The following is a 25,794-nucleotide window of genomic DNA, read 5'->3' on the forward strand; positions in this document are numbered from 1 at the left end:
AACTTAACTTGAGCTAAATATGGACTTTATCTGGATTCTTTTTGCTTTTATTTGTGGCTTAGCAGCAAAAACTTTTTCTTTCCCTCCTTCAATAGGCTACCTTTTAGCTGGCTTTATTTTAAACTTTATGGGTTATCAGGCTGATGAAAGTCTAACCATTTTAAGTAATTTAGGCATTACCTTAATGCTATTTACCATTGGCTTAAAACTTAATGTTAGAAGTTTATTTAAAAATGAAATTTGGTTAGCTAGTTCACTGCATACCCTACTTTGGATAGTGCTCACTGTCATAATTATAAAACTCTTTACTATCTCAGCTATAGGCTACTTCTCTAAGTTGGATGTTTTAACCGCAACACTTATTGTTTTTGCGTTAAGTTTTAGCAGTACCGTGTGCGTGATCAAACTACTTGAAGAAAATGGTGAAATGCGTACTCGCCATGGCAAATTAGCGGTTGGTATACTGGTAATTCAAGATATTGTGGCTGTTGCCTTTTTAGTGATTGCCACAGGCAAAACGCCTACTGTTTGGGCATTGGCTTTACTACTATTGTTTATTATCAAACCTGTTATTAATAAAATTGTCGATCATGTTGGCCATGGAGAATTACTCCCTTTAACGGGTTTTTTTATTGCGCTTGGTAGTTATGAACTATTTGAATTAGTGAATATTAAAGGTGATTTGGGAGCACTATTAGTCGGAATTTTTCTTTCTTCGCACCTTAAAGCTACAGAAATAAATAAGTCACTACTAAGCTTTAAAGATATGTTTCTTATCGGTTTCTTCCTATCTATCGGTTTTAGCGCCATTCCTACTTTAGAGATGTTAGGCTTAGCTGCAATGCTGGTTTTAATTATCCCATTAAAATTCATTCTGTTTTTCGGGCTATTAAGCTTGCTAAAAATACGTTGTCGAACATCATATTTATCGGCGTTAGCACTAAGTAATTTTAGTGAATTTGGTTTAATTGTCGGAGCAATCAGTGTGTCTAATGAATGGTTAAGTAGTGTGTGGTTGGTTATTTTAGCTTTAGCTGTATCTATGTCTTTTGTGATCACCAATATTCTGTACCCTCATGCACATAGCTTTTTTAGTAAACATAAAGAGTTTTTCTATAAATTTGAACGTAATGAATATTTAGCTGAAGATAAATTTTCTCAGCCTCAAGATGCACCTATCGTGATCATAGGAATGGGTCGTGTTGGTATGGGAGCTTACCGTGCAATTTGTGAACATGACAATAAACTAGCTTGGGGGCTCGATGCCGAGCCTGAAAAAGTGCAATTACTTTCAGAACAAGGTGCTCAAGTGTATTGTGGAGATGCCGAAGATGCATTTTTCTGGGAAAAAGTTAACCTATCTAACTTAAAACTCGTACTACTTGCCTTACCAAACGTAATCGACAGTGTGAATATAACGAACCAATTAAAATCTGCAGGTTATCAAGGGAAAATAGCCGCTATTGCTCGTTATGATGATGAGCGCTCTCAGTTAGAAGAGCTAGGTATTGATAAAGTGTTTAATTTTTATACTGAAGCAGGTGTTGGTTTTGCCGATGAAAGTATGGGGCTTATACAAACTACAAATTAACACTTACGTGTTAATTTGTAAGGAAGATTTCCCATTTAAAGTTAGCGTATTAAGCCTTTGAATTATTGTGAAATTGAATAATTACTAAGTCAATTTTACAATATTATTAAAAATAATTCGCATAACTCAAACCTTGCACTACACTTATTCAAGCACTATAGCAGTTTACAGACATAAATATTTTACTTCCTCTCTCTGAAATAAAGTATATGCTCGCAGCAGGCAGGGTCTGGACTTTATGCTTAGAATATTTAGTAACGTATGTAAACGAATATAGCGCATGGCTCAAACCCCTTTGAGCCAACTTTTTAGGCCTAAACTAGCATAGTTTGGGCCTTTTTTTATATAAGAAAACTGAGAACTGATAAAGTATATTTTAGCTTGTCGGCTCATTTTTATTTGGCAGTTTACTTGAGATAAGTGCAGCGATGCTCACAAATAATGTCGAAATGACTAAACAGGCAATTAAACCTTGTTCTTGATACATCCATCCAGATAATACAGTACCCATTAACCTCCCCATAGCATTGGCCATATAATAAAAACCAACATCAAGTGACACTGCATCTTTATTAGCATAACTTACAATAAGGTAACTATGTAGCGATGAATTAATCGCAAACACAATACCAAAAATCAATAAACCAATTATGATTGAATACTGAATATAAAAATCAAAATATAATGAACACGCTATTGCTATAGGCAATAAACTCAGCATTACAGCCCACAAACAGGCTGATTTTCCAGTAGGTACTTTGCCTTGTTTTTTCCCGGTAAAGTAAGGGGCAAACGATTGAACAATACCATAACCAATTACCCAAGAAGCCATAAAGCCACTAACCCACCAATGATCCCATTGAAAAGTTGCCGCAAGGTAAACAGGTAAAGCAACAACGAACCACACATCCCTAGCACCAAATAAAAACATTCGTGCAGCGGATAGGCGGTTAATAGCATCACTTTTAGAAAATATCTTAGTAAATTTTGGTTTGTTTTTGGCTTTTCCTAAATCTTCTTTCAAATATAAAAGGCTAAAAATCCAAACCACTATTAATAAGAGCGCCATCACAATAATAGCGCCGTTAAAGCCTATTAATGTTAATAATATTCCCCCTAAAAAGAAACCAACTCCTTTAAGCGTATTTTTAGACCCCGTAAGAATAGCAATCCACTGATATAGTTTATTTTCAGCATTTTCAGGAACCAGTAATTTTATCGAACTTTTAGCGCTCATTTTATTAAGATCTTTCGCTATTCCGGAAAGCGCTTGCGCCATCATAACATAGACCACAGTCAACATTTCTGGCGGAGCTGTCAGCATACCAAGAGCTACAATTTGCATCGCTAAACCAATATTCATGGTTTTATTTAAACCAAACCTTGCCCCTAACCAACCACCAACAAGATTAGTAATCACGCCAAATATTTCATAAAACAAAAATAACATCGCAATTTTTAGTGGGCTATAGCCTAATTGATGAAAATAAAGCACTACAAGCATGCGTAGAGCACCATCAGTTAAGGTAAATGCCCAATAATTACCCGTTATCATCAAATATTGTTTAATTTGTGGTGATAACGAGTTTACTGATAAAAGCCCCATGAATGACTATTCCTTACTAACTATTCTTTACTAATAATGCACTAGCTTAAATCAGCTAAGCCAACCATACGCGCTAATTCAGCCGTTCTATTGGCATAGCCCCATTCATTGTCATACCAAACATATAATTTAACTTGAGTACCATTAACTACCATGGTTGATAACGCATCAATAATGCTTGAGCGTGGATCAGTTTTATAATCCACAGATACGAGAGGACGTTCTTCATAGCCCATAATTCCTGTTAGTTCGTTTTCAGCGGCCTCTTTAAGTAATTGATTCACTTCTTCAACCGTCGTACTTTGTTCTAACTCAAACACACAGTCGGTAATTGATGCATTGGTTAACGGTACGCGAATCGCATGGCCATTTAGTTTTCCTTTTAATTCAGGGAAAATATGTGTTATCGCTGTTGCTGACCCTGTTGTTGTTGGAATTAAGCTAGTGCCACATGAGCGAGCACGTCGTAGGTCTTTGTGCGGCGCATCAATAATAGTTTGCGTATTCGTTATGTCATGAATAGTGGTAATCGAACCATGCTTAATGCCTATCTTTTCGTGAATAACCTTAACGACAGGGGCTATACAATTAGTGGTACATGATGCAGCCGTTACAATAGAATGAATTTCTTTATTGTATAAGTGATCATTAACTCCCATTACAACATTTAACACTCCCTCTTCCTTTACCGGCGCTGTAACAACTACACGTTTAACGCCTTGATCTAAATAAGCTTGTAATAAAGCTTTCGTTTTGATTTTACCTGAAGCTTCAATAACAACATCACATTTTGACCAATCAGTCTCTTGTGTCATTTTATTTTGTGTACAAGGGATCGCTTTGCCATTTATGATCATTTCCTCGCCATTCACTGTTTTTTTACTCGTCGCTTCATGACACCAGCGACCATGAACTGAATCAAAAGTCATTAAATGCGCTAATGTTGCCGCATCACCTGCAGGATCGTTAATATGAACAATTTCTACATCATCCCAATCAAATGCAGCCCGCATCGATAAACGTCCCATACGGCCAAAGCCATTAATACCAATTTTAAGTGTCATCGTTTTTTCCTAAAATAAGAACAAGAATATTTAATATGAATTAAAGTAATTTAATTGCTTCAAGTTTTTTAATGATGTCGGTCTGAGTTTTTGTACCTCAGAAATAATTTTTTCATGAGACCAACCTAGGGCTAACAGTATTAATCCGATAACTAAACCTGTTCTGCCAGAGCCACCTTTACAGTGGACCGCAATAACTCCTTTGTTATTTATTATCTTTATGATGTTAGCTTTATGAACCTGCCATTGTGTTTCAAATGCCTGATTTGGTTCAGCGTCATCTAAAATAGGCAATTGTAACCATTGTATACCTTGCTTGTTGCACTCTTCAGGTAAAGAAAGTACTGCATTTCTTTCCATTTCTTCATCAAACATCAAGGTAATAAGTAAATTAGTACCCGCATTTTTAAGCGTGGCAATAGATGCGACTAAATCTGCTTCTTTTGTGCCCGGACAAGGAGTAAAAATAAGTTGAGCGCCATTATCTAACGGTAACGTATCAAAAGGATGTGTTAAGCATAGTGTTTTTTTAATCATTTTATTTAAACCAATGTTGTGTCCGATTAATGATATAAACTAAGGAGAGCATTACGGGTACTTCCACTAACACCCCAACTACGGTTGCAAGCGCAGCCCCTGAATGTAAACCAAACAGTGAAATGGCAACCGCAACAGCTAATTCAAAAAAGTTTGAAGTACCAATTAAACAGGCTGGTGCCGCAATATTTTGAGGCAGCTTCATCCATATAGCAGCGATATAAGCAATAATGAAGATACCGTAAGTTTGGATCATTAATGGAATAGCGATTAAGCCAATGGTTTCAGGCTCATTAATAATTGTATTGGCTTGAAAGCCAAATAATAATACTACCGTAGCGAGCAATCCAATAACTGACCAAGGCTTCATTGTTGATAGAAAGTGCGTCAGTAATTTCTCACTATTATTTAATTTTTGGCGAGTTAAAATACCGGCAACTAACGGTAATAGCACGTAAAGGACCACTGAGATAAATAAGGTTTCCCACGGTACTTCAATATCACTCACCCCAAGTAATAATGCCGATATTGGCGCAAAAGCGAAAATCATAATGACATCATTCACTGATACTTGTACTAATGTATAGTTTGGATCACCTTTTGTTAATTGCGACCAAATAAACACCATGGCAGTACATGGCGCAACACCAAGTAAAATCATACCCGCAATATATTCCTGTGCAGATTCAGGATCGACTAAATCAACAAATAAACCATTAAAGAAAAGCCAACCTAAACCTGCCATAGTAAAGGGTTTAATCAACCAATTTATTATCACGGTTAGAACTAACCCTTTTGGGTTTTTACCTACATCTTTTATTGCTGAAAAATCAATTTGCACCATCATTGGGTAAATCATCACCCAAATAAAAATAGCTACCACAATATTAACATGCGCTATTTCAACGTTAGCAATAAGCTGAAATACCTCTGGTTGCCATAACCCTAACAACACACCAGAAAGCATGCTAATAGCTACCCAAAATGATAAATAACGCTCAAAAATACCCATTAAAATATATCCTTAAATTTAATTTTTACTTCGCACAATTTTACTTACAAAAAGTAGCTTTATTCGGTCGGCTTTGCATTTTAGTTAATCGTAAATTTGCATCCTGGAAAAGATGTGTATTATTTTCCGTTGTCTCTGCTATAACCGCTTTTGCCCAATGAGGAAGTTCAGGGTTAATTCGGTAAAACACCCATTGACCATGTTTTCGAGCACTCAAAATATTAGATTTTCTTAATAGTGCTAAATTACGAGATACCTTAGGCTGACTATCTTCAGCTAAAGCTTCCATTATTTCACAGACACATAATTCACCATGATAATGCGATAACATTAAGACCTTCATTCGGATTTCATCTGTCAGGTTTTTATAAAAATCAATCGGTGTTAAACGCAGCGTTTTTTCTTCTGTTTCACTAAGCTCTGTGTTGTTGCTGACCTTCTCTTCAACACTCGCTCCTTCCATGATTAGAAACATAGACAAACGACGACTTAACTCATTTAAAGTCACTGTAAATGGTGCATTACCTAAACGGTTTTTAGGGTCTGGAAAGTCCCAGGCATATTGTTGTTTTGCATCAGGAAAATCCCGACATTCACTGCTGGCTTTATCACAAAGTGTAATAACAAAATCAAACTCTCGGCCTACAAATGTATCAATTCCTTTAGAGACTAATTGCGGTGGATCAATACCAAATTGCTTTAATGCTGCAATCGCACGTCCATCGACGTTTTCGGGTTGTGTACCCGCACTAAAAATATCAAATTGATCACCTGCTTTGTGCTTAAGCAACGCTTCTGCCATTTGTGATCTCGCTGAATTACCAGTACATAGAAAAAGTACGCTGCGTTTACTTTTGTTCATATTAAATCTTACACTCACAATATATAAAAATAATTGTATATATGTTTTTTCATATATGCAAGCAAGTGAGCACAAAAAAAACGTAGATATTAGAGTAAATATCTACGTTTTATAATCTAAGTGACCATAACTTATTGTTATAAAAATATATTTAAGTCATTAACAGCTCAAATGTACATTACAAATAAAGAAAACTTAGTAAGAACGAAAGCGTTACCCACATCAATAAAATTAGCGGAATACCAACCCGCATAAAGTCAGAGAACTGATAACCGCCAGCATTCATCACCAACAAATTAGTTTTATACGCCATCGGGGTCGCATAGCTTAAATTAGCACCAAATAAAACGGCTAAGATAAAAGGTTCTGCCGGCAGGTTGAGTTGGCTAGCAACAGAGATGGCAATGGGCGTACCAATAACTGCCGCAGCATTATTCGATACAATATTGGTTAAAATAGCGAGTAACAACATCAATGCCGCAATAACACCACCCGGAGGGAGCCCAAAAGATACAGCAACAAAAACCTGTGCGATATATTCAGCACCTCCTGTTATCATCATCGCGGAGCCTAAGGCAAGTGAAGCTGCAACAATTAAAATAACTTGGGTACTCAGCGCAGATGAAGCTTCTTCCCAATTTAAACATTTAGTCGCTAATAGTATCAGCACACCAACGATTGAACTAATTTCAATTGGTAACAGGCCAAGCGCTGAAGACGCAACAACCGCGAGTAAGGTACCTAATGCAATTGGCGCTTTACTGGTTTGTGGTAGGGCTTCTGCGCCATCAATAGTTAAAAAACCTTTTTTCGATTTTAATAAATGTATTTGTTCTGTCTTACCTTGAACCAGTAATACATCACCAATTTTAAGTTTAGTATCACCAATACTACTGCGCCCTATTTCCATGGCTTTACCAGCACGATGTAAAGCAACTACTGAAATTGCATATTTTTGGATAAAATGCGCTTGCTGTAACGTTTTCCCTTCTATGCCAGAGCCAGCAATAATCACAATCTCAGCTAATGTCTGTTCATCAGCTTTTAATGGATGCTCGTCAGAAACTTTATGCAACCCTGAGAATAACGTAGCGCCTAATACTGTCTCAAATTCTTTTAAGCGATCAGGGTAATCATGCACTTTTAACCTATCACCAACTTTAAGTATCGTATCAGGTAAAGGAATAATATTACGATTATCCTTTCCTCGCTGAATACTTTCTATTTTAAGTTGACCATCAGTCATCGCAATTATTTCAGCAATGGTTTTTTCGTTTACATTACTTTCTTCACTAATATTAAGGTATGCACTAAATAAGCGTGGCGAGGTATCAGGCATTAACGGTGTTCTACTTGGTAATAGCTTAGGGGCAATTAACCATAAATAGATGATAGCGACTAGAGAAGCAATAAGTGCAGGCTGAACAAAATCAAATAATCCAAACTCAACTGACCCCATGTTTTTTGCAATACTAACCACTAATAAGTTTGTTGAGGTGCCTATAGTTGTAGCCATACCACCTACCAATGTTGCTAAGCCCATAGGTAATAACATTGGAGAAGCATCTGTTTTATTACGTAATGAAACACTGATCAAAATAGGTAATAAGAGAACAACAACGGGTGTGTTATTGATAAAAGCACTTAATACGCCAGCAAGGATAAGTGTCAATAATAAAGACAATGCTGGGCTAATCTTCCACAGTTTAGCTAAATATCGCCCAATAGGCTCTAAAGCTCCCGTTCGCACAATACCATGACCAATAATCATCAATGCACAAACTGTCACCAGCGCTTCGTGGCCAAAACCAAAAAACAAAGTACTTGGTTCAAAATGTTCACCATCAATATAAAAAGGAAACACTGAAAACATCACACATAAAATTGCAATAACAGCTAATGATGATGTTTCTAGAGGTATGCTGTCACGACGAAATAGATATAACGCTAGTACGGTGATCAATAAGATCGCTAATGCATGATAATTAGGTAGGTCAGGAATATTCAATGGGCAATACCAAGTTGATTAAATTAGGTAGCGTGAACGCTAATGACGCTATAAGGGGTAAATTTAAAATAAATTTTATTTGTTATAAATACTTTATAATACCTTCTGGATCAAGTATATACTTAACCTGAACTCAGTTTAAGATGTTTTTAATTTATTGAAATTATTAATAATATAACTATATTTTATACTTTAACTCGATAATTTTTCTTAATTCAAAGCAAATTTCGCGTCACTAGCTAGTCTATTACAAGTAAATTTAACGATGAAGTAAGGGAAAAATAACTGTTAGATAAACTAACAGCAATAATAGCATTACTATTGGTAGGTTTTACTTGCATGTTTATGGAGTTTATTATGACTGTTACGGCAGTACGTTTTTAAATATCCTGAGATTAACGGCGATAACGGCATTGAGTATTTTAAACTGCGCTCTGTTTAGTACATAATGAGTATAATAGTTAACACCTTAGTTTGTATTAAAAATATAATATAAGAAAAGCTGAAAGATCATACTGTTGAAATGCAAGATTTGTAACCTACATCACTTTACAATTTACGTATTGAACCAAGTTTTTTCCTTTGCCCTTATTTCTAATGTTCATATTTTATAGCCTACTAGTGAATGTAATATTTCATTTTAACAACTAACAATAACAACAAATAACCACTAACGAATATACAATGACAATAAAACGCAAAACTCTTTTTTGGAAATTATATCCCTCTTTTCTAAGCATCTCATTTATTTCATTACTCGCTATTGTAATGATTGCGCTTTGGTCCTTTAAATCATTCTATTATCAAGAGCGAGCTTTAGATTTAGAAATTAGAGCCAAAATATTAGCACCTGAATTCTCTCGACTTATTCAAGCTAAACGCTATCCAGAAATTCAAAATAAAGCGCAACAATTAGGTGATGATTCATTTACCAGAATAACCATTATTCTCCCTTCAGGATTAGTGCTGGGTGATAATAAAAAGTCACCAAAAATAATGGACAATCACATAGGTCGTCCAGAAATAGAACAAGCACTCATGACAGGAAAAGGTTTAGCAATAAGGTACAGTGATACTATATCAACAGATGCCATGAATTTTGCCATGCCCATTATTGAACAAGATATCCTTATTGGCTTTATCAGAACATCAACGCCTTTAGATACATTACAAAATGCGCTATGGATAATTTATTATAAAATATCTATAGGGTTTATTATTCTCACAGTTATTACTGTTTTTGCTAGCTGGTGGATGTCAAAATCTTTAGTGAGACCGCTTGAAATGATAAAAATACAAGCACAACGGTTAGCTAAAGGTGATTTTTCAAGCCGTGTACAATTAGGCTCTAATGATTCTCTTGAGTCTGAACAATTAGGACAAGCATTTAATGAAATTGCCATTGAATTAAATCAACGTATTGAAACAATCCTCAATCAAAGAAACGAACAAGAAGCGGTATTTTCAAGTATGGTTGAAGGCGTTGTTGCGGTTGATAGTAATGAAAAAATTATCAGTATTAACCAAGCAGCCTATAACATTTTAAAAATAAGAGAAAAAAATATAGAAGGCTGTAAGTTAAAAAGCACAATAGATAACAGTGAACTATATAACTTGATTGTATTTTCGCTACAACAGAGCTCTCCAGTTGGGCAAGAAATTATTATTCATAATGAAAATACACATGAACAAGTTCTGTTTGCTCAATCAGCTCCGCTACTTGATATACACAAAAACAAGTGTGGTACCCTTGTTGTATTTAACGACATAACAAAGTTAAAAGAATTCGAATTACAAAGAAAAGAATTTGTTGCTAACGTATCGCACGAACTCAGAACACCACTGACCGCTATCCAAGGCCTTTCTGAAACCTTAATAGAGTTTCCAGAGTTAGATCAAGAAAAACGCTGCTATTTTATTGGTGTGATACATACCCACTCTATTCGTTTAGAAGGGATTATAGAAAACTTACTGACATTATCTAAAATAGAAAAAGAAACAGAGGTTGATGAAATAGACTTTGTTGATGAATCAGTCACCTTAGCAATAAGCAATGCTATTTTCCTTTGTAAAGACAAAGCACTAAAAAGAAATATCAACATCATATTAAATAATGCAGAAGATATAAGCTTTAAACATAATTCGTCATTAATAGAACAAGCAATTATTAATCTATTAAATAATGCTATTAAATACAGTAATGGTAATAGTGAAATAAACATTACTATTATTAAAGAAAATAATGATATTAAGATCAACGTTGCGGACCAAGGCAGTGGGATTCCTGAAGAGCATTTATCTAGACTATTTGAACGCTTCTATCGTGTAGATAAAGCACGTAGTCGACAATTAGGTGGGACAGGCTTAGGTTTATCTATTGTAAAACATATTGCTTTAGCGCATAAAGGTACTGTCAGTGTAACTAGCGAGCTAAATAAGGGCAGCGTTTTTTCATTAATTTTACCATTGAATAATGAAGGGTAATCCAAATTAACTAACGCCATATTCGACATCAAGCTAAAGCAATAATAAAGCAATAATTTAATGTTCGATTGTACTAATTAGATAATCAGCATGGTCTATTAAACTATGCTTACTTAACTCACTAAACATAGCCTTTGCACCAAATAATAGACAAAAAAATAGCGCTAAAATGAGCGCTATTTTTGTATGTGTAATTATTAGCTAATGCCTAGCTATTCTGCTCGCTAGTTATTGTCCAACAATAACCTCGGCTGAGTTCGAATTATAAGGCGAAGCTGAATTATCTGCAGCTAATGAATCACCAACTGAGTAGCCCTCAAAATCATCAGAGAAAACTTCTACTGTAGCTTCTGTATCAGAATAAAGTTTAATATCATCCACTAAAAAAGCGGTTGATGCGACACCACCGTTATCACCTAATTTAAATACAACAGTTGATACACCATCAGCGGTTAAATCTAACGCTTCCGTTGTTGCGGATAAGAATGGCCCAAACATTTCGCCATCAATAGCAAGTGTCAAGGTTGTAACTTCGGTAGTGCTTGATGAATCCCACGTTATTTCAACATCATGCCATTTATCAGTTTCAAAGGTTACTGCACTAAGAATCGTTTCGTTATTACGAATTTCAAAAACACCGTTTTTAATTCTTAGATCAATAACAGCATCAGCAACACTGGTTGAGTTACCATACAAGCCAATGTAAGCATCTTTTTCATCACCTTCGGCTTTATTAAATGACGCTGTTAATTTACCTGCCGCTAACATTGATCCTTTATATCGTAATTCACCTGCATCATCGGTCATAGTATCAGTAATTGATGCAAATTTACCACGCGTGGTAGATGGAGCTTCAGGCTCTGTTGGCTCACTAGTACCTGCTCTAATCACTTCAACCACAAATGCATCAGCGGTACTTGAATCATAAGGTGATGCACTATTATCAGTATCTAATGAGCTATTGACTTCATAGCCTTCAAAATCATCTGAATAAGCAACTGTTGTGCCTGGAATATCAGAATACAGAGTAAAATCATCAACTAAATAAGCGCCTGTTACTACAGAACCAGTATCACCTAATTTAAATACTACTGTTTTAGCACCATCCATTACTGACGCAAGGTCTTCAGAAACAGAAGTAAAAGCTTCAGTAGTAATAGCACTACCATTAATAGAAACAGTTACTAACGGTGCGACACTTTCACTTGCGCTTGAGGCATCCCAAGTCATCTCAACGTCAATCCATTCACCTGGTGTAAATGTTGACGTCACGGCAATATCACTATTACGTATAGTATAAGTGCCATTACCTATTCTTAAATCAACTATCGCTGCGGCTGTTGAAGTTGAGCTGCCATATAAAGCAATATAAGCTTCTTTAGCGCTACCATCTGCGGTCAAAACTTCATCTTTTGCAAATGAAACAGTAAGCATACCTGCTTCAATAGTTGAGTCATGTTTATATCTTAATTCTCCTGCATCGTCGTCCATAGTGTCCGTAATTGATGCAACTTTAGAGGTAATAACATCAGCAGGTTTTTCGATAATAGCGGCTGTTGGATACGAAGTAGAAGCTTCCTCAAAACCATCATTATCTAGGTAACTTACCGCCACAGAAATAGTTTTTCCTTCTTCAGCAGCTGTTACCATATAAGTAGCTTCTTCTGCATCAGCAATGGCAACACCATCCGCCATCCATGTGTAGGTAATAGGAGTATCACCAGATCCGTTATCATCGATAATTTGTGCTGTTAATTCAAAACCTATATAAGCATCACCTGTGATCTCGACTGTGCCTTCACTCGGTACTGCTGGAAATTCAACAGTTTCAGTTAGTGATGAGGTTGCTATCTCACTATAACCATCATTATCAACATAACTCACGCTTAATGAAATTTTTGAACCTTCATCAGTAGATGTAACAGTATAAGAACTTGATGAAGCACCACTAATGGCAACGCCATCAAGTAGCCAAGTATAGGTAACATTACCTGATTCAAAACCATTACCTTCGGTAATATTAGCAGATAATGTTGAACCAATAATAGCATCGCCAGAAAGTGCAACACTTCCTAAAGAGTTACCACTTGATGGTAGTTCATAATCACTTTTACATGCACTTAATGCTAAAGCGCTCGTCATTGCTATTAACAATTTGGTTTTCATTATAGATATCCCCGTACAAATTATTTTAATTTCTTGTAGTTATAAGTATAAAACCAAACCAATAAATAAGATTGGTTTTAATTAAAACACTGACAACTATAATCACAGCGCATTACCAAATTGTCAACCAATAATAAAACACAAACAATAAAAAATCATAAAATTGGTAAACCAAATTTCATGATGACGTTATATTTTGACCAGATGATGATAGGGGGAATAGCGACTAGAGGAAGATTTATTAATCCGAGAGCAGATTATTTACGTTATTTAATTAAAAATATAGCTAATTTGAACTGAGGTTAAGCAATATGGGAGACGAATCTTAATTCTAAATGCTAAATTGAAAATAAATAATAGTGCTTTAGCGCTGGCAGTATATATGGACAATGCAGTGTACACCCAAAGAACAATATTAACATATTACATTTTGGGTGTTTTATATTTTGACTAAACTAAACTTTCTTTTACTAATAAAACAGCTGTTTCATGATGAGCATGGACAAATGATTTTATGTCTAACTCAGATAAAACTACTTTTTCCTCAAGCGTATTTACTTGCACAATCAAATTGGCTTCTGGGCAATATTCTAATACTGCTTCACAAATTAACTGTTTACCTTTTAATGTATGAACAGTCACTATAATGCTTTTAGATAGCTCTACTTTAAGTGATTCAAGCACTACTCGCTTATCAAGATGACCAAAGTAAGCATTGTATCCTCGTTTTCTAGCTAATAAGACATGCTGTAAGTTGTCAGAAATAATTAAAAAATCAATATCTTTGCTCGCTAACTCTTTGGCAACAATTCTTCCTAATGTAGCAAAACCACAAACAATCGTATGATTGCGCACATTTACCGGTGCTATTTTATCGGCTTCAAAAAACTCAACCACAAACAGCGATGCTATTTTGTAGATATTATTGATCATGAAAGGTGTTACCAGCATAGATAACACGGTAATCAATATAAGAAAATTTCCCAGTTCACTATCTAAAATATTTTGGTGGACAGCCAAGGCAAAAATTGCAAAAGAGAATTCACCTATTTGACATAAAGCCAATGCAGACTTTATTGCATCACTTTTATTGGCACTTTTTCTAATAATAAAATAGATAAGAACGGCTTTAATAATCATCACCAACAAGAGTATACCTAGCACTAGATATAAGTTACTGGCAAAATAAAAAATATCAATTTTGGTACCGATAGAGAAGAAAAAAGCCCCTAACAATAAATCTTTATAGGAAGAAATATCTGACTCAACTTTAATATGAAAGTTAGTTTCAGCAATAATCATCCCGGCAATAAAAGCACCTAAAGAGTAAGTAAAACCGAGCTCATGCGCCAATAATGAAGCACCAATAACAATGGTAAAAACGGAGCTTAAAAACAATTCTTCCATTTTTGCGGTGGAAGAGAAATGCAGTAACCAGCCAATAATTTTTTTACCTAAAGTAAACATAAAAACGATGATAGCCGTCGCATAAAGAAAGGTTTTTAAGAGAATATCAGTCATCGACATTTCATTATTGGCTAGAAAACTCATTAATAGCAAAATTGGAATAACGGCTAAATCTTGAAAAACTAAAATGGCTACAGACTTTTCGCCGTATGGCGTTACAATATCTTTAGACTTTTTCAAATACGGCAGTACGATAGCCGTTGACGATAAACTAAAAGAAAGAGAGATAATGACAGATGAAATAGTATCTAATGAAAACACATAATGAGCTAAAGCAAAAATAATAAGGGAACTACAAGCGACTTGCATAAAACCATTATAGAATATCAAATGTTTCATCTTGTGGAGTTTAGAATAAGACATTTCTAAACCAATCGTAAACATCAGGAAGACAATTCCAAATTCACCAATTAAATCGAGTGATTCTAGGTCTTCACTACCGTTAAAATCGAAAATAAAACTAACGATAGTGCCTGTAATTATATAGCCAATAATATGAGAGATGGAAAACCGAGTTAATACTATATTTAAGACACTTGCTAGTGCTAATGAGATAGTAATAATAACGAGTAGTGAGTCCATTATACTTCCTTAAATAAACCTCATGTCTCGCCTACTACAAATGAAACAATTGAATAGTTAAAACAGCAAAGGTAGTGTGGATATTATAATTGGTTGTACTACAAACGATTAAGCGTATTGCACACCAGAATAAAAAATTTGAAATAACATGATATATCAGCATGTTATTTCAAATCTATAACTTTTTTATGCAGTAATCAAAAAATTCGTGTCGTTATGTTTGATAGAGTAATCAGCTTTGCTGAAATATAGCACTTAAAATCTTTACTTTTCAGAAATCCAAAGTTTTATATGGCCTTGTACTACCACAACATCATTGTTGTCATAAGCGGTAACAGGTACAAGAAGATCACCGACTTGCCATTGCTCAGGCTCTACTTGCGCTACACAACGTATATCTGAACCAGCCTTGGCAGTATAGTCTAGCGACATACCTTTAGGGATCCACCGTAAATGTTTAGGAATAGAAGCTTCAGCCATAACACCCATCGCCATTTCTAACCCGTTACAAATAGCAATAACATGTACCGTTTTTATATGATTATGAACCTTGTTGCGTTTTTTGATATAGCATTCGCAATAGTTGGGTTTTAGCTCAGTAATTAAAGGGTTGATCGTTCTAAAATAAGGAGCCATACGAGCAACCATCATAGAGAATAACTTCTTCCCCATTGGCCAACGCGTCACTCTTTTATACAGCGCCATAACTTTAGTGGGTTTAGCTTGAGTAGACTTAGTTGTGATGTTTTGCGCCATCATAAATTTTCCTGTGTTATTTTTACCTGGTCGGATGAGTTTAGCATTAATTTACCAAAACTCAACCAGCTTTATATACAGGAAAATTGTTTAGGTTTCATTCATTGTATAAACATTAAAGATACTTTGCTTGATAGTAAAATATTGCTTCCATGCAATATTAATTCTGCCAACAAATAACAGTTATAGGTCGGCAAGAAATTAAGCAGTTAAATTATCCTTATGGTTAACTTACGTTATTTTTAAGCTTCGTGCTTGATGAAGTTTTTTATAACTTTCAATCAATCTTAAATGTTTATCTAAACCTTCGAGTTTCATGCTCGTTTTAGTTAAACCAAAGAATCTGATTTCACCAAACACTGACCCAACAACATTACTCATATTTTCTTCACCAAACATACGATTAAAATTAGTAATAAAATCATCTAATTCTAATTCATCATCTAACGTAACTTCGAGTACCGCATGTACTGCTTGATAGAATAAACCACGTTCAACCGTGTTATCATTGTACTGTAAAAATTCCCCGACTAAATCAAGGGCATCTTCCAATGCGCCTAACGCAAGACAAATAAGAATTTTCAGTTCAAGAATAGTTAACTGTCCCCACACGGTATTTTCGTCAAATTCAATGCCAATTAAAGTGCGAATATCAATGTAGTTATCTTGTTGGCTATCTTCTAAACGTTCAAATAAATCTTGTAATGCATCATCACTTAGCACGTGAAGGTTTAAAATATCTTCACGATAATCTAATGCTTTATTGGTGTTATCCCAAATAAGATCTTCAACCGGATACACTTCTGAATAGTCAGGAACTAACATGCGACATGCGGTAGCACCTAGTTGATCAAAGACAGTAATATAAACCTCTTTACCCAGTGCTTTTAAAATAGCAAACAAGCTACCGTACTCTTCTTCATTTGTGCCAGAAAAGTCCCATTCACAAAATTGGTAATCGTATTTTGAACTAAAGAAACGCCAAGAAATAACCCCTGTAGAATCAATAAAGTGTTCAACCGCATTTTCCGGTTCAGACACTGCCATGCTATTAAATGTTGGCTTTGGCACATCGTTTAATCCTTCAAAACTTCGCCCTTGTAACAATTCAGTTAAGCTTCGCTCTAATGCTACTTCAAAACTTGGATGTGCACCAAATGACGCAAAAACACCGCCTGTTTTCGGGTTCATTAAGGTCACGCACATAACAGGAAATTGTCCACCTAAAGAGGCATCTTTAACAACAACTGGAAAACCCTGCTCTTCAAGACCTTTAATACCCGCTAAAATACTTGGATATTTCTCAAGCACTTGTTGTGGTACATCCGGTAAGACAATTTCTTGTTCAATAATTTGTCTTTTGACCGCACGTTCAAAAATTTCAGATAAACACTGTACTTGCGCTTCAGCTAAATTATTACCCGCGCTCATACCATTACTTAAAAATAAATTTTCAATTAAATTAGAAGGAAAATAAACCGTTTCACCGTCACTATGACGTTGATAAGGAATAGAACAAATACCGCGCGCAACATTACCTGAGTTAGTATCAATTAAATTTGACGCACGTAGCTCATTTTCAGGGTTGTAAATACCTAAACAATAATCATCCAAAATTCCCTCAGGTAAAGCATCATTTTCTGCCGCTTTAAACCACTTTTCATTGGGGTAATGAACAAAATCACTATTTGCAATTTCTTCTCCTAAAAATTGATCGTTATAGAAGAAATTACAATTAAGACGTTCGATAAACTCACCTAATGCTGAACAAAGTGCACTTTCTTTTGTTGACCCTTTACCATTAGTAAAGCACATAGGAGAAGCCGCATCCCTGATATGTAAAGACCACACATTAGGAACAATATTTCGCCATGAAGAAATTTCTATCTTCATACCCAAATCAGCCAGAATGCCAGTCATGTCCTTAATGGTTTGTTCAAGTGGTAAATCTTTGCCTAAAATATAGGTACTACTATCATCTGTAGTCTGCCCCATCAACATTGCCTGAGCATCTTCTTCTAGGCTTTCAACCGCTTCTACTTTAAATTCAGGTCCCGATTGCACAACTCTTTTTACTGTACATCGGTCAATAGAGCGTAAAATACCTTTTTTATCTCGATCAGAAATACTCTCGGGTAATTCCACCTGAATTTGAAATATTTGATTGTAGCGATCTTCAGGATCAACAATATTGTTTTGTGATAAACGAATATTCTCAGTTGGTATGTCACGCGACGAACAATAAACTTTAACAAAATAAGCAGCACAAAGCGCTGATGATGCAAGAAAATAATCAAAAGGACCAGGAGCTGAGCCATCTCCTTTGTAACGTATAGGTTGATCAGCAATGACACTAAAGTCATCAAACTTAGCTTCTAATCTAAGGTTGTCGAGAAAATTAACTTTGATTTCCATGAAACGTTTCCATATTTTAATGTTGTAATAAAAGTGTTTGGATCGTCTCAACTTATGAGGATTCACCGAAACTATTTAGCATCTTAATATTGATGAGTGTAATTATTGGATTTTTGGCTATATTAGCCTTAAGTCATAATATAAATTGACTCAATGTTTGTATAAATAAATATTATACGCGTCGAATCAACCTACGTTAACTACTTGCTCGTTTAATTAGTGATTACTTATAGGGTAAAGTATACCATTAGCAGCCGTTAACTTTTAATTCATCGACAGAATTATTATTAGCGCTAGAATAAAAAGTTCAAGATGTTACTATCTATTAAATTAATTACAGTTTTTTAGCAAAGCATTAGGACAGTTATGGAATATACAACACGCGAATTAGCGCAAAATAAACATATAGCGCTTGTTGCACATGACCATATGAAAGAATCATTACTCGATTGGGCTGAAGTGAGATTAGACATATTAAAAAATCACAAGCTTTATGCGACAGGCACAACGGGAACTATGCTCTCACAAAAATTAAAATTACCAATTGAAAGCTTATTATCAGGTCCGATGGGCGGCGATCAGCAACTTGGCGCTAAAATCGCAGAAGGAAAAATAGACATACTTATTTTTTTGTGGGACCCAATGAATGCTGCACCGCATGATCCTGATGTAAAAGCCTTATTGCGACTAGCCGCAGTTTGGAATATCCCGGTAGCAACAAATTTAGCAACGGCAGACTTTATTCTAGACTCATATCACCTTGATAAAGTTTATCATGCTCGTATACCTGACTATAAAGGCTATTTAGCAAGAAGAACCTAACAGTCATTAGTACTTTTTTCATATCAGGTAGCGCCCTTTTCATGTTAATATCTATTTATGACAGGCTCTATAGTAAAATAGCATCAAAATTGCGCTATGGTATACTGTACATCTACATTTGGATTAGCTCGCTAACCAAATATTAAAATATATAGTCGATCCAAGGTACCCAATGAAAAAAACATTTTTATTAACTCATAAAACAATTAAGCCAGCAAGACTTATTGATGCAATTAAGCACGAAGTAAAAAAGTACATTAAAAGAGAACGCAATAAAAAACTACCTGATGACGCTGACTTCTGGGACTTTGATTGTAAATATGGTCACACTAAAGAGGTAGCCGATGTTGTTCATATGTCTACACTGAATAAGTGTATTGATGATGCTGCACAACATGAACTGGAAAGTTTCTACCTAGAAATTATCGCAAAACCGGCAGTAAGAACATCAAAGCCAATTGAAGACGAAGAATAGAACACTTGAATTGATGGCGAGCATTTTTGAACTAGAATTCTCGTCATTTTGAGTTTAGTAATCCCCTTAACCTCGATTTCCTCATAAAAAATTTTGGTCATACCTGAGTAAAACCCGTCATTCTGAACTTGATTCAAAATCTCATGTATTATTCAACCACACGCATGAGATTTCGTATTAAGCGATCTACGGAATGACGAAATCCCCTGAACACCTCGTCATCATTCTAAACTTGATTAATAACCTCGGTTTTGTTCAACCATGCGTATGAGATTACGTATCAAGCGATCTACAGAATGACTAATCGAGCAAACACCCTGCACTTGATTCAAGGTCTCACGTATTATTCAACCACGCGCACGGGATCACTTATCAACAGACCTATAGAATAACTAAATAAGACATACAGGAATAACCAAGTATTTTGTATTTAATGGCCTATGAAGTATATGATGTGACATATAGAATGCAAAAATCGCACAAAAAAATCTCAGGAATATACATAATAAAAAAAAGCGCCTAAAGGCGCTTAAAAGGGAGGTTAAACAAAACCTATTCTCTATACTAATTAAGCATAGCTAAACGCATTTCCTGTTGTCTTTGAAAAGCGTCTTGTTCACGTGCAACATATTTAGCCCATTGCTGTGCTGTTTTTTTAATTTTAGGTAATTTTTCTGCCTGCTCAAAAGCCGCCAAAGATGCATCAAATTCTTTTAAATTAAAGTTTGCCATACCTTTAGCAAGGTACATATTACCTAAGTAAGCCGCTGATTCTTCACTTTTACTTTTTGTAATTGCTTTATCTGCAGCGTTAATGGCTTGTTGCCATTTTTCAGCATTTAAATATGTTTGCGCAAGTAACGCATCATATTTACCGTCATCAGCTAACTCTGTTAATTGTTGTAGGGTTTTAATAGCTTGCATTGTTTCCTTAGCACCTAAATATGCACGAGAAAGTAAGTCTAAACTTTTTTCTTGTGCAACTACGTTACCTTGTTCAATGGCTTCGTCTAATAATTTCGCAGCTTTAAAAGGCGCGCCATGAAATTGGTATAATTGTGCAAGTGTCATAATATCATTTGATTTAATAATATAGCCTGCTTGATAAGCCGCTTCCATTACCGCAACTTGCTTATCTTCTTCTCCAATTTCACCATACATACCTGCAAGCTGTAACCAATATTCAGGCTTGCTGTATAAACGTACAAGTTGTTCCATCACTTCGGTTACTTGTTTAGGCTGATTTAACTCATAGTGAGTGGCACGTTTTAGAATAAGCCAATTTTCTTTAGGTATTTTATTATCTAGTTCAGCTATTTTAATGGCATTTTCAATATGCATTAAGCTATCAACAAATTGTTTATCTTGGTAATAAACTTGAGCAAATAACATTTCTTGACTCGAAGTTAGTGGCTTTGAATTAATTTCTTGCCAAGCCTTTAAATGTGTTAATGCCGAAGTATAATCTTGGTTTTGCATCGATAATTGCGCAAGTGAAAATCGTGTTGAAATAAGCAAACTATCCGGAATTGAACTTTCGTCACGGATCACTTTATTAAAGTTAATAATCGCATTTTCAACATCATCATTGGCGTAATGCATAAAGCTATAAAAGTTATATAACATTGCTTGTTCGTAGCTATTTAAACTATCAACACGCTCTTCCACTTCAGCTAACACAGCTATTCCTGCGGGTATATCGCCTTCATCCGCAAGTTTTTGTGCTCGCGCAAGTTGCGTGTAAACACGGTTTCTCATCGCTGGAACTTTTTTACTTTCACGGTAACTTTTATGTTCTTGTTTAGCTTCTTGTTTAGTGTTGGCTGAATTATTTTCGTTAGCCATTACCTGACTTGATGATAAAAATGTCACCAAACCTAATGTTGAAGCTAAAAATAAGGAAACTTTCATTTTAACTCTCCTTTTTATTTAAATATTAAAAATAAACTTACTTTTCTTGTGAAGTTTGATTTATCCGTCGATCTCAAAACTAATTTTATTTTGGACCCCTGCCACTGACATTGCGACACCATCAACAACACGTGGTTTATATTTGAACTTAACCACCGCATCTAAGGCTGCTCGGTCAAACACACCTTCAGGCTCGGCTTGCACTACAACTGGGTTTGTTACAGCCCCTGTTTTAGTCACGGTAAATTCAACAATTACATAACCTTCAATACCTCGTGCTTGCGCTCGACGTGGATAAACCGCGGCAACTTTTACAATAGGTAAATAATCTCCATCACCACTATCTAAGTTCAAACCACCTGATAACCCGATATCAGCTTGAATATCAGCAGCAAAGCTACTTTTAGTCGCGTTTGCATTAGGGTTACTCTGCTGCATAGGAGGTGTTGTCATTGGCGGTGGTGGCTCTTTAGGTTTTGCGGGCTTTTGTACTTTTCGTTCTTTTTTAACAACCGACTCATCTTTTTTCAAACGAATAAAATCTAGCACATTACCTTTTACTGGCTCTGACATAACATCATTACCGCCAGCAATAAGGTTCTGCATTCCCCAAAATAATAAAAAGGTCATACTTAGCGCCAGTACACCTGCGATAACATATCGAACACCACTGCGCACAATTATTGTAGTCACTTAACACTCTCCAACGTTTACTAGGCTTCTTGCGCAGCAATCGATACGTCAAACACACCAGCGGCGCGCGCTGAATCCATAACCTTAATTAAAGTATCTGTTGTTGCCTTCTTATCAGCTTGAATAACAACAGTACCTTGCGGGTTTTCAGCTTTTAATCGTTCAATATTGGCTTGCACACTGCGAATATCAACTTTACGTTTATTGATCCAAATGTCGCCTTTATCACTAATAGCAACGAGTATATTGGCGCGCTCTTTCTTAACAGCTGTAGCTGCTTCTGGACGATTAACATCAATACCAGCTTCCTTAACGAAAGAGGCAGTAACGATGAAGAAAATAAGTAAAATAAACACTACATCCAACATTGGAGTCATATCTATTTCTTCTTTTTCTTCCTGCGCTTGTATCATTTTATTTAAGTGACGCATGATTTTTCCTAATAGTTTATCTGTATGGTACTAGCCAATAATCATTAACTAGTACGTAACTTTCTTTTTGTTTAATGATTTGCTGTTAAAGAATCAGCTAATAACTCGGTTTCTTTCTTAGCATTTCGTTTAATCCAGGCGACGGTGAAAACACCTGATAAAGAGCCAACCATACCGGCCATTGTTGGTATCGTTGCTCTTGATACACCTGAAGCCATTGAACGAGCATTGCCACTACCTGAAATAGCCATTACATCAAAAACTTCAATCATACCGGTCACTGTGCCTAGTAAACCTAGAAGCGGACATAGCACAACCAATGACTGAATTAAGCTAATATTTCGATTTAACTTAGTTGCACCACGTGAAATTAATGCCGTTCTAATTTGCTCACTGTTCCATGACGTTTGATCTGCTCTGCTTTCCCATGTACTAAGCAAATGCTTTTTCACACTTTTATAACTTAGTGAGATAAATACAAATCGTTCAAAGATCATTAACCACATAATGAAAATAACACAGCCAATAACGGTTAATACCTGCCCGCCCGTATCCATAAACTCTACAATAGCGTCGAACATTTCGGTTAAGGCAATCACGTTTTATGCTCCCTGCCCTGCTAACTCTGCATTTTCAGAGCGCTGAGCAATTATACCGGTGCTTTCTTGTTGTAAAATATTGATGATATTTTTACTACGACTATTTAGGTAAGCGAATATGAATACCATTGGAATCGCAACAACTAAGCCAAGAACCGTTGTAACTAAGGCTTGAGAAATACCACCTGCCATTAATTTAGGGTCACCTGTACCAAACAAGGTAATCGCTTGGAACGTATTAATCATACCGGTTACCGTACCAAGTAGACCGATTAACGGTGCAACGACTGAGATAATTTTAATAAGCGTTAGCATGCTAGATAACTTAGGTAACTCACGTAATATTGATTCAGACAGTTTTAATTCTAATGTTTCAGTATCTAAACCAGGATTATCGTCTTTTACTTGCATAACACGGCCTAACGGATTGTCATTTGACGCAACATCAGACTTAAGTTGACGATTAACTTTAGCGCCTACAGATACCAAGCTAATTAAACGTATTAACGCGATTAATAAACCAACTGCGCCAATAGCAAGAATGATATAACCAACAACACCACCTTGGTCGATACGCTCTCGTGTGTCTGGTGCTTGCACAAGTAAACTTAAAATTGAACCGCCTGTTGGGTCTAACGCAAAAGCGGTTGTTTCTTTGCTTGTTGTTAACGCATCAACTGTTGATAAATAACGGTTAGCGGGTTGTCTAATTAACTCAGCAACACTGCCTGTTTCATCGATATATTCTAAATATTTACCATTAGCAACTAAGTTAAATCCGCCAACACGTGTAACGTCTGTCATGGTACGTTCGCCATTAGCTAAAACGACTTCACGATTAAACGTACTTATTTTACCGCTTTGTGTCATTTCACGTTGTAGTTCAAACCACAAACGTTCTATTTCTTCAATTGACGCTAACTTACTAGTAGATCCCATACTTTGCGCAAATTGATCTAAAAACTCACCACGACCAGGAATTTGGGCCGAAATAACAGATGTTTGAAATTTACTACGAGTATCACCTGACACTTGTTGCAGTACGCCAAATAACTCTTTTAATTCACCTAAGCGCTTATCAAGTGCTTCCGTTTTATTCGCTAATTGAATTTCATTATCAGCAAATGTTTTTTCTAATTCACCACTTAAGGCAATCGCTGAATCTCTTTGCTTTTTAATATCATTAAGCATTGCTTGTTGTTGATTCACTTTTGCTTTAAATTCAGCTTCTCTATCTTTATTTTGTTTAGATTGCGCAATTTTTCCTTGTTCTAGCTGACTTAATAAATCATCAAGATTAGTCGCTTGTTGCGCCATACTTGCTCCGCTTGCCAGCGTTAATGAAAGCGTTACAGCCGTTATTGCTTGTTTGCTAAAAGTTGTTAACGATTTAACAGTATTAATAATAGTCATGTTTGATACTCTGCTATAGCTTGGCTTGTGTGTTGGTCAATGGCACCATGATTAAGTCCGGTGCTAGTTGTTTACGTGCAATACGAAGTGCTTTATTTACACCTAAACGATAATCTTGTGAAAGTGTTTGCCATTGGCCACTTGCTTGATCCCATTGACCCAAACGACTTCCATCACGTGTTTGATAAATATAACTAACACGCCCTACCCGTAAAAAGTCAACATCCATTTGTTGGTTATCAACTGTCAATTGACCACTGTATGATTCAATAGTACGCCCATAATCAACTTCAATTTGGTAAGCTTCTAAAACACGACGAAATTTTTCAGCAACTGAAGTATCAGCACGTACCATCATGTCATTTAAATCATTAAGTCTTTTACTACGCTCTTCAGGGAGAAAAGGAACATCAAGTTGTACGAAACTTTCTAATGTAGAAATCATGCGCGCCATTAGAGGTGATATTTGGCGTTCAATAACACTGACTTCTTCCATAGACTTAGCCAGCTGAGTTAATTCGGCTACTTGATTGTCTAATTGAAGTTGCATTTGTAAGTTATATACATTTAAACCGTCTAGCTCTTTCGTTACAGTATTAAATTGTTGTAACTTAGTCTGAACTTGCTCTGTAAGGCCATTTACTTTTAACTGAGAGTTAACGGCAGACTGATTAATTTGTTGTCCGGCAGCAACCACTTCATCTAGTCGTTGAGATTGGTTGTTTTCATTCGCGATAGCACTTGTATGTAGCAGGCTGCTAGCACTAAAGCTAAGCAATAAGCTTGCTTTGGCAAGGTGTGATAACTTCATGTATTTACCTATATCTTGTCATAAAATAATTGTGACAAAGTCTACCCAAGAAATATGACAGTTAAGTTATGGAAATGTGACAGTTAGGT

20 protein-coding genes are annotated in these 25,794 nt (G+C 35.7%); 4 read left to right on the plus strand and 16 right to left on the minus strand.

Annotation, left to right across the window (positions count from 1 at the left end; all coding sequences use genetic code 11):
- The first annotated feature begins 19 nt into the window (after nucleotides 1–19).
- On the plus strand, nucleotides 20–1,591 hold the full coding sequence (locus tag Q4503_RS07090; RefSeq protein WP_215974537.1) for a cation:proton antiporter family protein: 1,572 nt from the start codon (nucleotides 20–22) through the stop codon (nucleotides 1,589–1,591).
- Nucleotides 1,592–1,967: 376 nt separating this feature from the next.
- Here the strand turns inward: Q4503_RS07090 and arsJ are convergent, their stop codons facing one another.
- The 6 genes from arsJ to Q4503_RS07120 form a co-directional block, all read right to left on the minus strand.
- On the minus strand, nucleotides 1,968–3,197 hold the full coding sequence (gene arsJ, locus Q4503_RS07095) for an organoarsenical effux MFS transporter ArsJ (protein WP_303601820.1): 1,230 nt from the start codon (nucleotides 3,195–3,197) through the stop codon (nucleotides 1,968–1,970).
- A gap of 41 nt (nucleotides 3,198–3,238) precedes the next feature.
- Nucleotides 3,239–4,261, minus strand: coding sequence for an ArsJ-associated glyceraldehyde-3-phosphate dehydrogenase (locus Q4503_RS07100; protein ID WP_303601821.1), 1,023 nt, complete (start codon nucleotides 4,259–4,261; stop codon nucleotides 3,239–3,241).
- 30 nt (nucleotides 4,262–4,291) lie between these two features.
- A complete protein-coding gene (locus tag Q4503_RS07105; protein ID WP_215974540.1) occupies nucleotides 4,292–4,798 on the minus strand; it encodes a dual specificity protein phosphatase family protein in 507 nt (168 codons plus the stop codon).
- A 1-nt stretch (nucleotide 4,799) separates the two neighbouring features.
- The gene (gene arsB / locus Q4503_RS07110; RefSeq protein WP_303601822.1) at nucleotides 4,800–5,810 is read right to left on the minus strand and encodes an ACR3 family arsenite efflux transporter; all 1,011 of its coding nucleotides are present in this window, start codon (nucleotides 5,808–5,810) and stop codon (nucleotides 4,800–4,802) included.
- A 40-nt stretch (nucleotides 5,811–5,850) separates the two neighbouring features.
- A complete protein-coding gene (locus Q4503_RS07115) occupies nucleotides 5,851–6,672 on the minus strand; it encodes a metalloregulator ArsR/SmtB family transcription factor (protein ID WP_303601823.1) in 822 nt (273 codons plus the stop codon).
- A 178-nt stretch (nucleotides 6,673–6,850) separates the two neighbouring features.
- Nucleotides 6,851–8,680, minus strand: a complete 1,830-nt coding sequence (locus Q4503_RS07120) for an SLC13 family permease (protein ID WP_303601824.1) — start codon at nucleotides 8,678–8,680, stop codon at nucleotides 6,851–6,853.
- A 684-nt stretch (nucleotides 8,681–9,364) separates the two neighbouring features.
- Between Q4503_RS07120 and Q4503_RS07125 the strand changes: the two genes are divergently transcribed.
- Nucleotides 9,365–11,164, plus strand: coding sequence for an ATP-binding protein (locus Q4503_RS07125; RefSeq protein ID WP_215974544.1), 1,800 nt, complete (start codon nucleotides 9,365–9,367; stop codon nucleotides 11,162–11,164).
- Between the two features lie 228 nt (nucleotides 11,165–11,392).
- Here Q4503_RS07125 and Q4503_RS07130 read toward each other — a convergent pair whose 3' ends face one another.
- From Q4503_RS07130 to Q4503_RS07145, 4 genes are all read right to left on the minus strand, one after another.
- On the minus strand, nucleotides 11,393–13,330 hold the full coding sequence (locus tag Q4503_RS07130; protein ID WP_303601825.1) for a hypothetical protein: 1,938 nt from the start codon (nucleotides 13,328–13,330) through the stop codon (nucleotides 11,393–11,395).
- Nucleotides 13,331–13,780: 450 nt separating this feature from the next.
- Nucleotides 13,781–15,379, minus strand: a complete 1,599-nt coding sequence (locus Q4503_RS07135) for a cation:proton antiporter (protein WP_215974546.1) — start codon at nucleotides 15,377–15,379, stop codon at nucleotides 13,781–13,783.
- Between the two features lie 264 nt (nucleotides 15,380–15,643).
- Complete coding sequence (locus Q4503_RS07140; protein ID WP_303601850.1) at nucleotides 15,644–16,135, minus strand: hotdog fold domain-containing protein; 492 nt, start codon at nucleotides 16,133–16,135, stop codon at nucleotides 15,644–15,646.
- A 231-nt stretch (nucleotides 16,136–16,366) separates the two neighbouring features.
- The gene (locus Q4503_RS07145; RefSeq protein WP_303601826.1) at nucleotides 16,367–18,550 is read right to left on the minus strand and encodes an OsmC domain/YcaO domain-containing protein; all 2,184 of its coding nucleotides are present in this window, start codon (nucleotides 18,548–18,550) and stop codon (nucleotides 16,367–16,369) included.
- A 366-nt stretch (nucleotides 18,551–18,916) separates the two neighbouring features.
- Here Q4503_RS07145 and Q4503_RS07150 point away from each other — a divergent pair, with 366 nt between their 5' ends.
- Both Q4503_RS07150 and Q4503_RS07155 read left to right on the plus strand, forming a co-directional pair.
- On the plus strand, nucleotides 18,917–19,372 hold the full coding sequence (locus tag Q4503_RS07150; protein ID WP_303601827.1) for a methylglyoxal synthase: 456 nt from the start codon (nucleotides 18,917–18,919) through the stop codon (nucleotides 19,370–19,372).
- 172 nt (nucleotides 19,373–19,544) lie between these two features.
- Nucleotides 19,545–19,847, plus strand: coding sequence for a DUF6172 family protein (locus tag Q4503_RS07155; protein WP_215974549.1), 303 nt, complete (start codon nucleotides 19,545–19,547; stop codon nucleotides 19,845–19,847).
- A 564-nt stretch (nucleotides 19,848–20,411) separates the two neighbouring features.
- Here Q4503_RS07155 and Q4503_RS07160 read toward each other — a convergent pair.
- The 6 genes from Q4503_RS07160 to Q4503_RS07185 all read right to left on the minus strand — a co-directional run bounded on the left by Q4503_RS07160 (nucleotide 20,412) and on the right by Q4503_RS07185 (nucleotide 25,705).
- A complete protein-coding gene (locus Q4503_RS07160; RefSeq protein ID WP_215974550.1) occupies nucleotides 20,412–21,758 on the minus strand; it encodes a hypothetical protein in 1,347 nt (448 codons plus the stop codon).
- 60 nt (nucleotides 21,759–21,818) lie between these two features.
- Nucleotides 21,819–22,388 (minus strand): energy transducer TonB, encoded by a 570-nt coding sequence (locus tag Q4503_RS07165; protein WP_215974628.1) that lies wholly within the window; start codon nucleotides 22,386–22,388, stop codon nucleotides 21,819–21,821.
- Between the two features lie 83 nt (nucleotides 22,389–22,471).
- On the minus strand, nucleotides 22,472–22,882 hold the full coding sequence (locus Q4503_RS07170) for a biopolymer transporter ExbD (protein WP_215974551.1): 411 nt from the start codon (nucleotides 22,880–22,882) through the stop codon (nucleotides 22,472–22,474).
- A gap of 71 nt (nucleotides 22,883–22,953) precedes the next feature.
- The gene (locus tag Q4503_RS07175; RefSeq protein WP_159819812.1) at nucleotides 22,954–23,481 is read right to left on the minus strand and encodes a MotA/TolQ/ExbB proton channel family protein; all 528 of its coding nucleotides are present in this window, start codon (nucleotides 23,479–23,481) and stop codon (nucleotides 22,954–22,956) included.
- 3 nt (nucleotides 23,482–23,484) lie between these two features.
- Entirely contained in the window at nucleotides 23,485–24,894 is a 1,410-nt protein-coding gene (locus Q4503_RS07180; RefSeq protein ID WP_215974552.1) for a MotA/TolQ/ExbB proton channel family protein, read from the minus strand.
- 13 nt (nucleotides 24,895–24,907) lie between these two features.
- The gene (locus Q4503_RS07185; RefSeq protein WP_303601828.1) at nucleotides 24,908–25,705 is read right to left on the minus strand and encodes a DUF3450 domain-containing protein; all 798 of its coding nucleotides are present in this window, start codon (nucleotides 25,703–25,705) and stop codon (nucleotides 24,908–24,910) included.
- Nucleotides 25,706–25,794: the final 89 nt, after the last annotated feature.

The sequence above is a fragment of the Colwellia sp. 6_MG-2023 genome (assembly GCF_030547765.1).
Classification (GTDB): domain Bacteria; phylum Pseudomonadota; class Gammaproteobacteria; order Enterobacterales; family Alteromonadaceae; genus Colwellia.

Coding starts and splice junctions, on each gene's coding strand:
- Q4503_RS07090 (WP_215974537.1), top strand. CDS start 20: ATGGACTTTATCTGGATTCTTTTTGCTTTTATTTGTGGCTTAGCAGCA.
- arsJ (WP_303601820.1), bottom strand. CDS start 3,197: ATGGGGCTTTTATCAGTAAACTCGTTATCACCACAAATTAAACAATAT.
- Q4503_RS07100 (WP_303601821.1), bottom strand. CDS start 4,261: ATGACACTTAAAATTGGTATTAATGGCTTTGGCCGTATGGGACGTTTA.
- Q4503_RS07105 (WP_215974540.1), bottom strand. CDS start 4,798: ATGATTAAAAAAACACTATGCTTAACACATCCTTTTGATACGTTACCG.
- arsB (WP_303601822.1), bottom strand. CDS start 5,810: ATGGGTATTTTTGAGCGTTATTTATCATTTTGGGTAGCTATTAGCATG.
- Q4503_RS07115 (WP_303601823.1), bottom strand. CDS start 6,672: ATGAACAAAAGTAAACGCAGCGTACTTTTTCTATGTACTGGTAATTCA.
- Q4503_RS07125 (WP_215974544.1), top strand. CDS start 9,365: ATGACAATAAAACGCAAAACTCTTTTTTGGAAATTATATCCCTCTTTT.
- Q4503_RS07130 (WP_303601825.1), bottom strand. CDS start 13,330: ATGAAAACCAAATTGTTAATAGCAATGACGAGCGCTTTAGCATTAAGT.
- Q4503_RS07135 (WP_215974546.1), bottom strand. CDS start 15,379: ATGGACTCACTACTCGTTATTATTACTATCTCATTAGCACTAGCAAGT.
- Q4503_RS07140 (WP_303601850.1), bottom strand. CDS start 16,135: ATGGCGCAAAACATCACAACTAAGTCTACTCAAGCTAAACCCACTAAA.
- Q4503_RS07145 (WP_303601826.1), bottom strand. CDS start 18,550: ATGGAAATCAAAGTTAATTTTCTCGACAACCTTAGATTAGAAGCTAAG.
- Q4503_RS07150 (WP_303601827.1), top strand. CDS start 18,917: ATGGAATATACAACACGCGAATTAGCGCAAAATAAACATATAGCGCTT.
- Q4503_RS07155 (WP_215974549.1), top strand. CDS start 19,545: ATGAAAAAAACATTTTTATTAACTCATAAAACAATTAAGCCAGCAAGA.
- Q4503_RS07160 (WP_215974550.1), bottom strand. CDS start 21,758: ATGAAAGTTTCCTTATTTTTAGCTTCAACATTAGGTTTGGTGACATTT.
- Q4503_RS07165 (WP_215974628.1), bottom strand. CDS start 22,388: ATGACCTTTTTATTATTTTGGGGAATGCAGAACCTTATTGCTGGCGGT.
- Q4503_RS07170 (WP_215974551.1), bottom strand. CDS start 22,882: ATGCGTCACTTAAATAAAATGATACAAGCGCAGGAAGAAAAAGAAGAA.
- Q4503_RS07180 (WP_215974552.1), bottom strand. CDS start 24,894: ATGACTATTATTAATACTGTTAAATCGTTAACAACTTTTAGCAAACAA.
- Q4503_RS07185 (WP_303601828.1), bottom strand. CDS start 25,705: ATGAAGTTATCACACCTTGCCAAAGCAAGCTTATTGCTTAGCTTTAGT.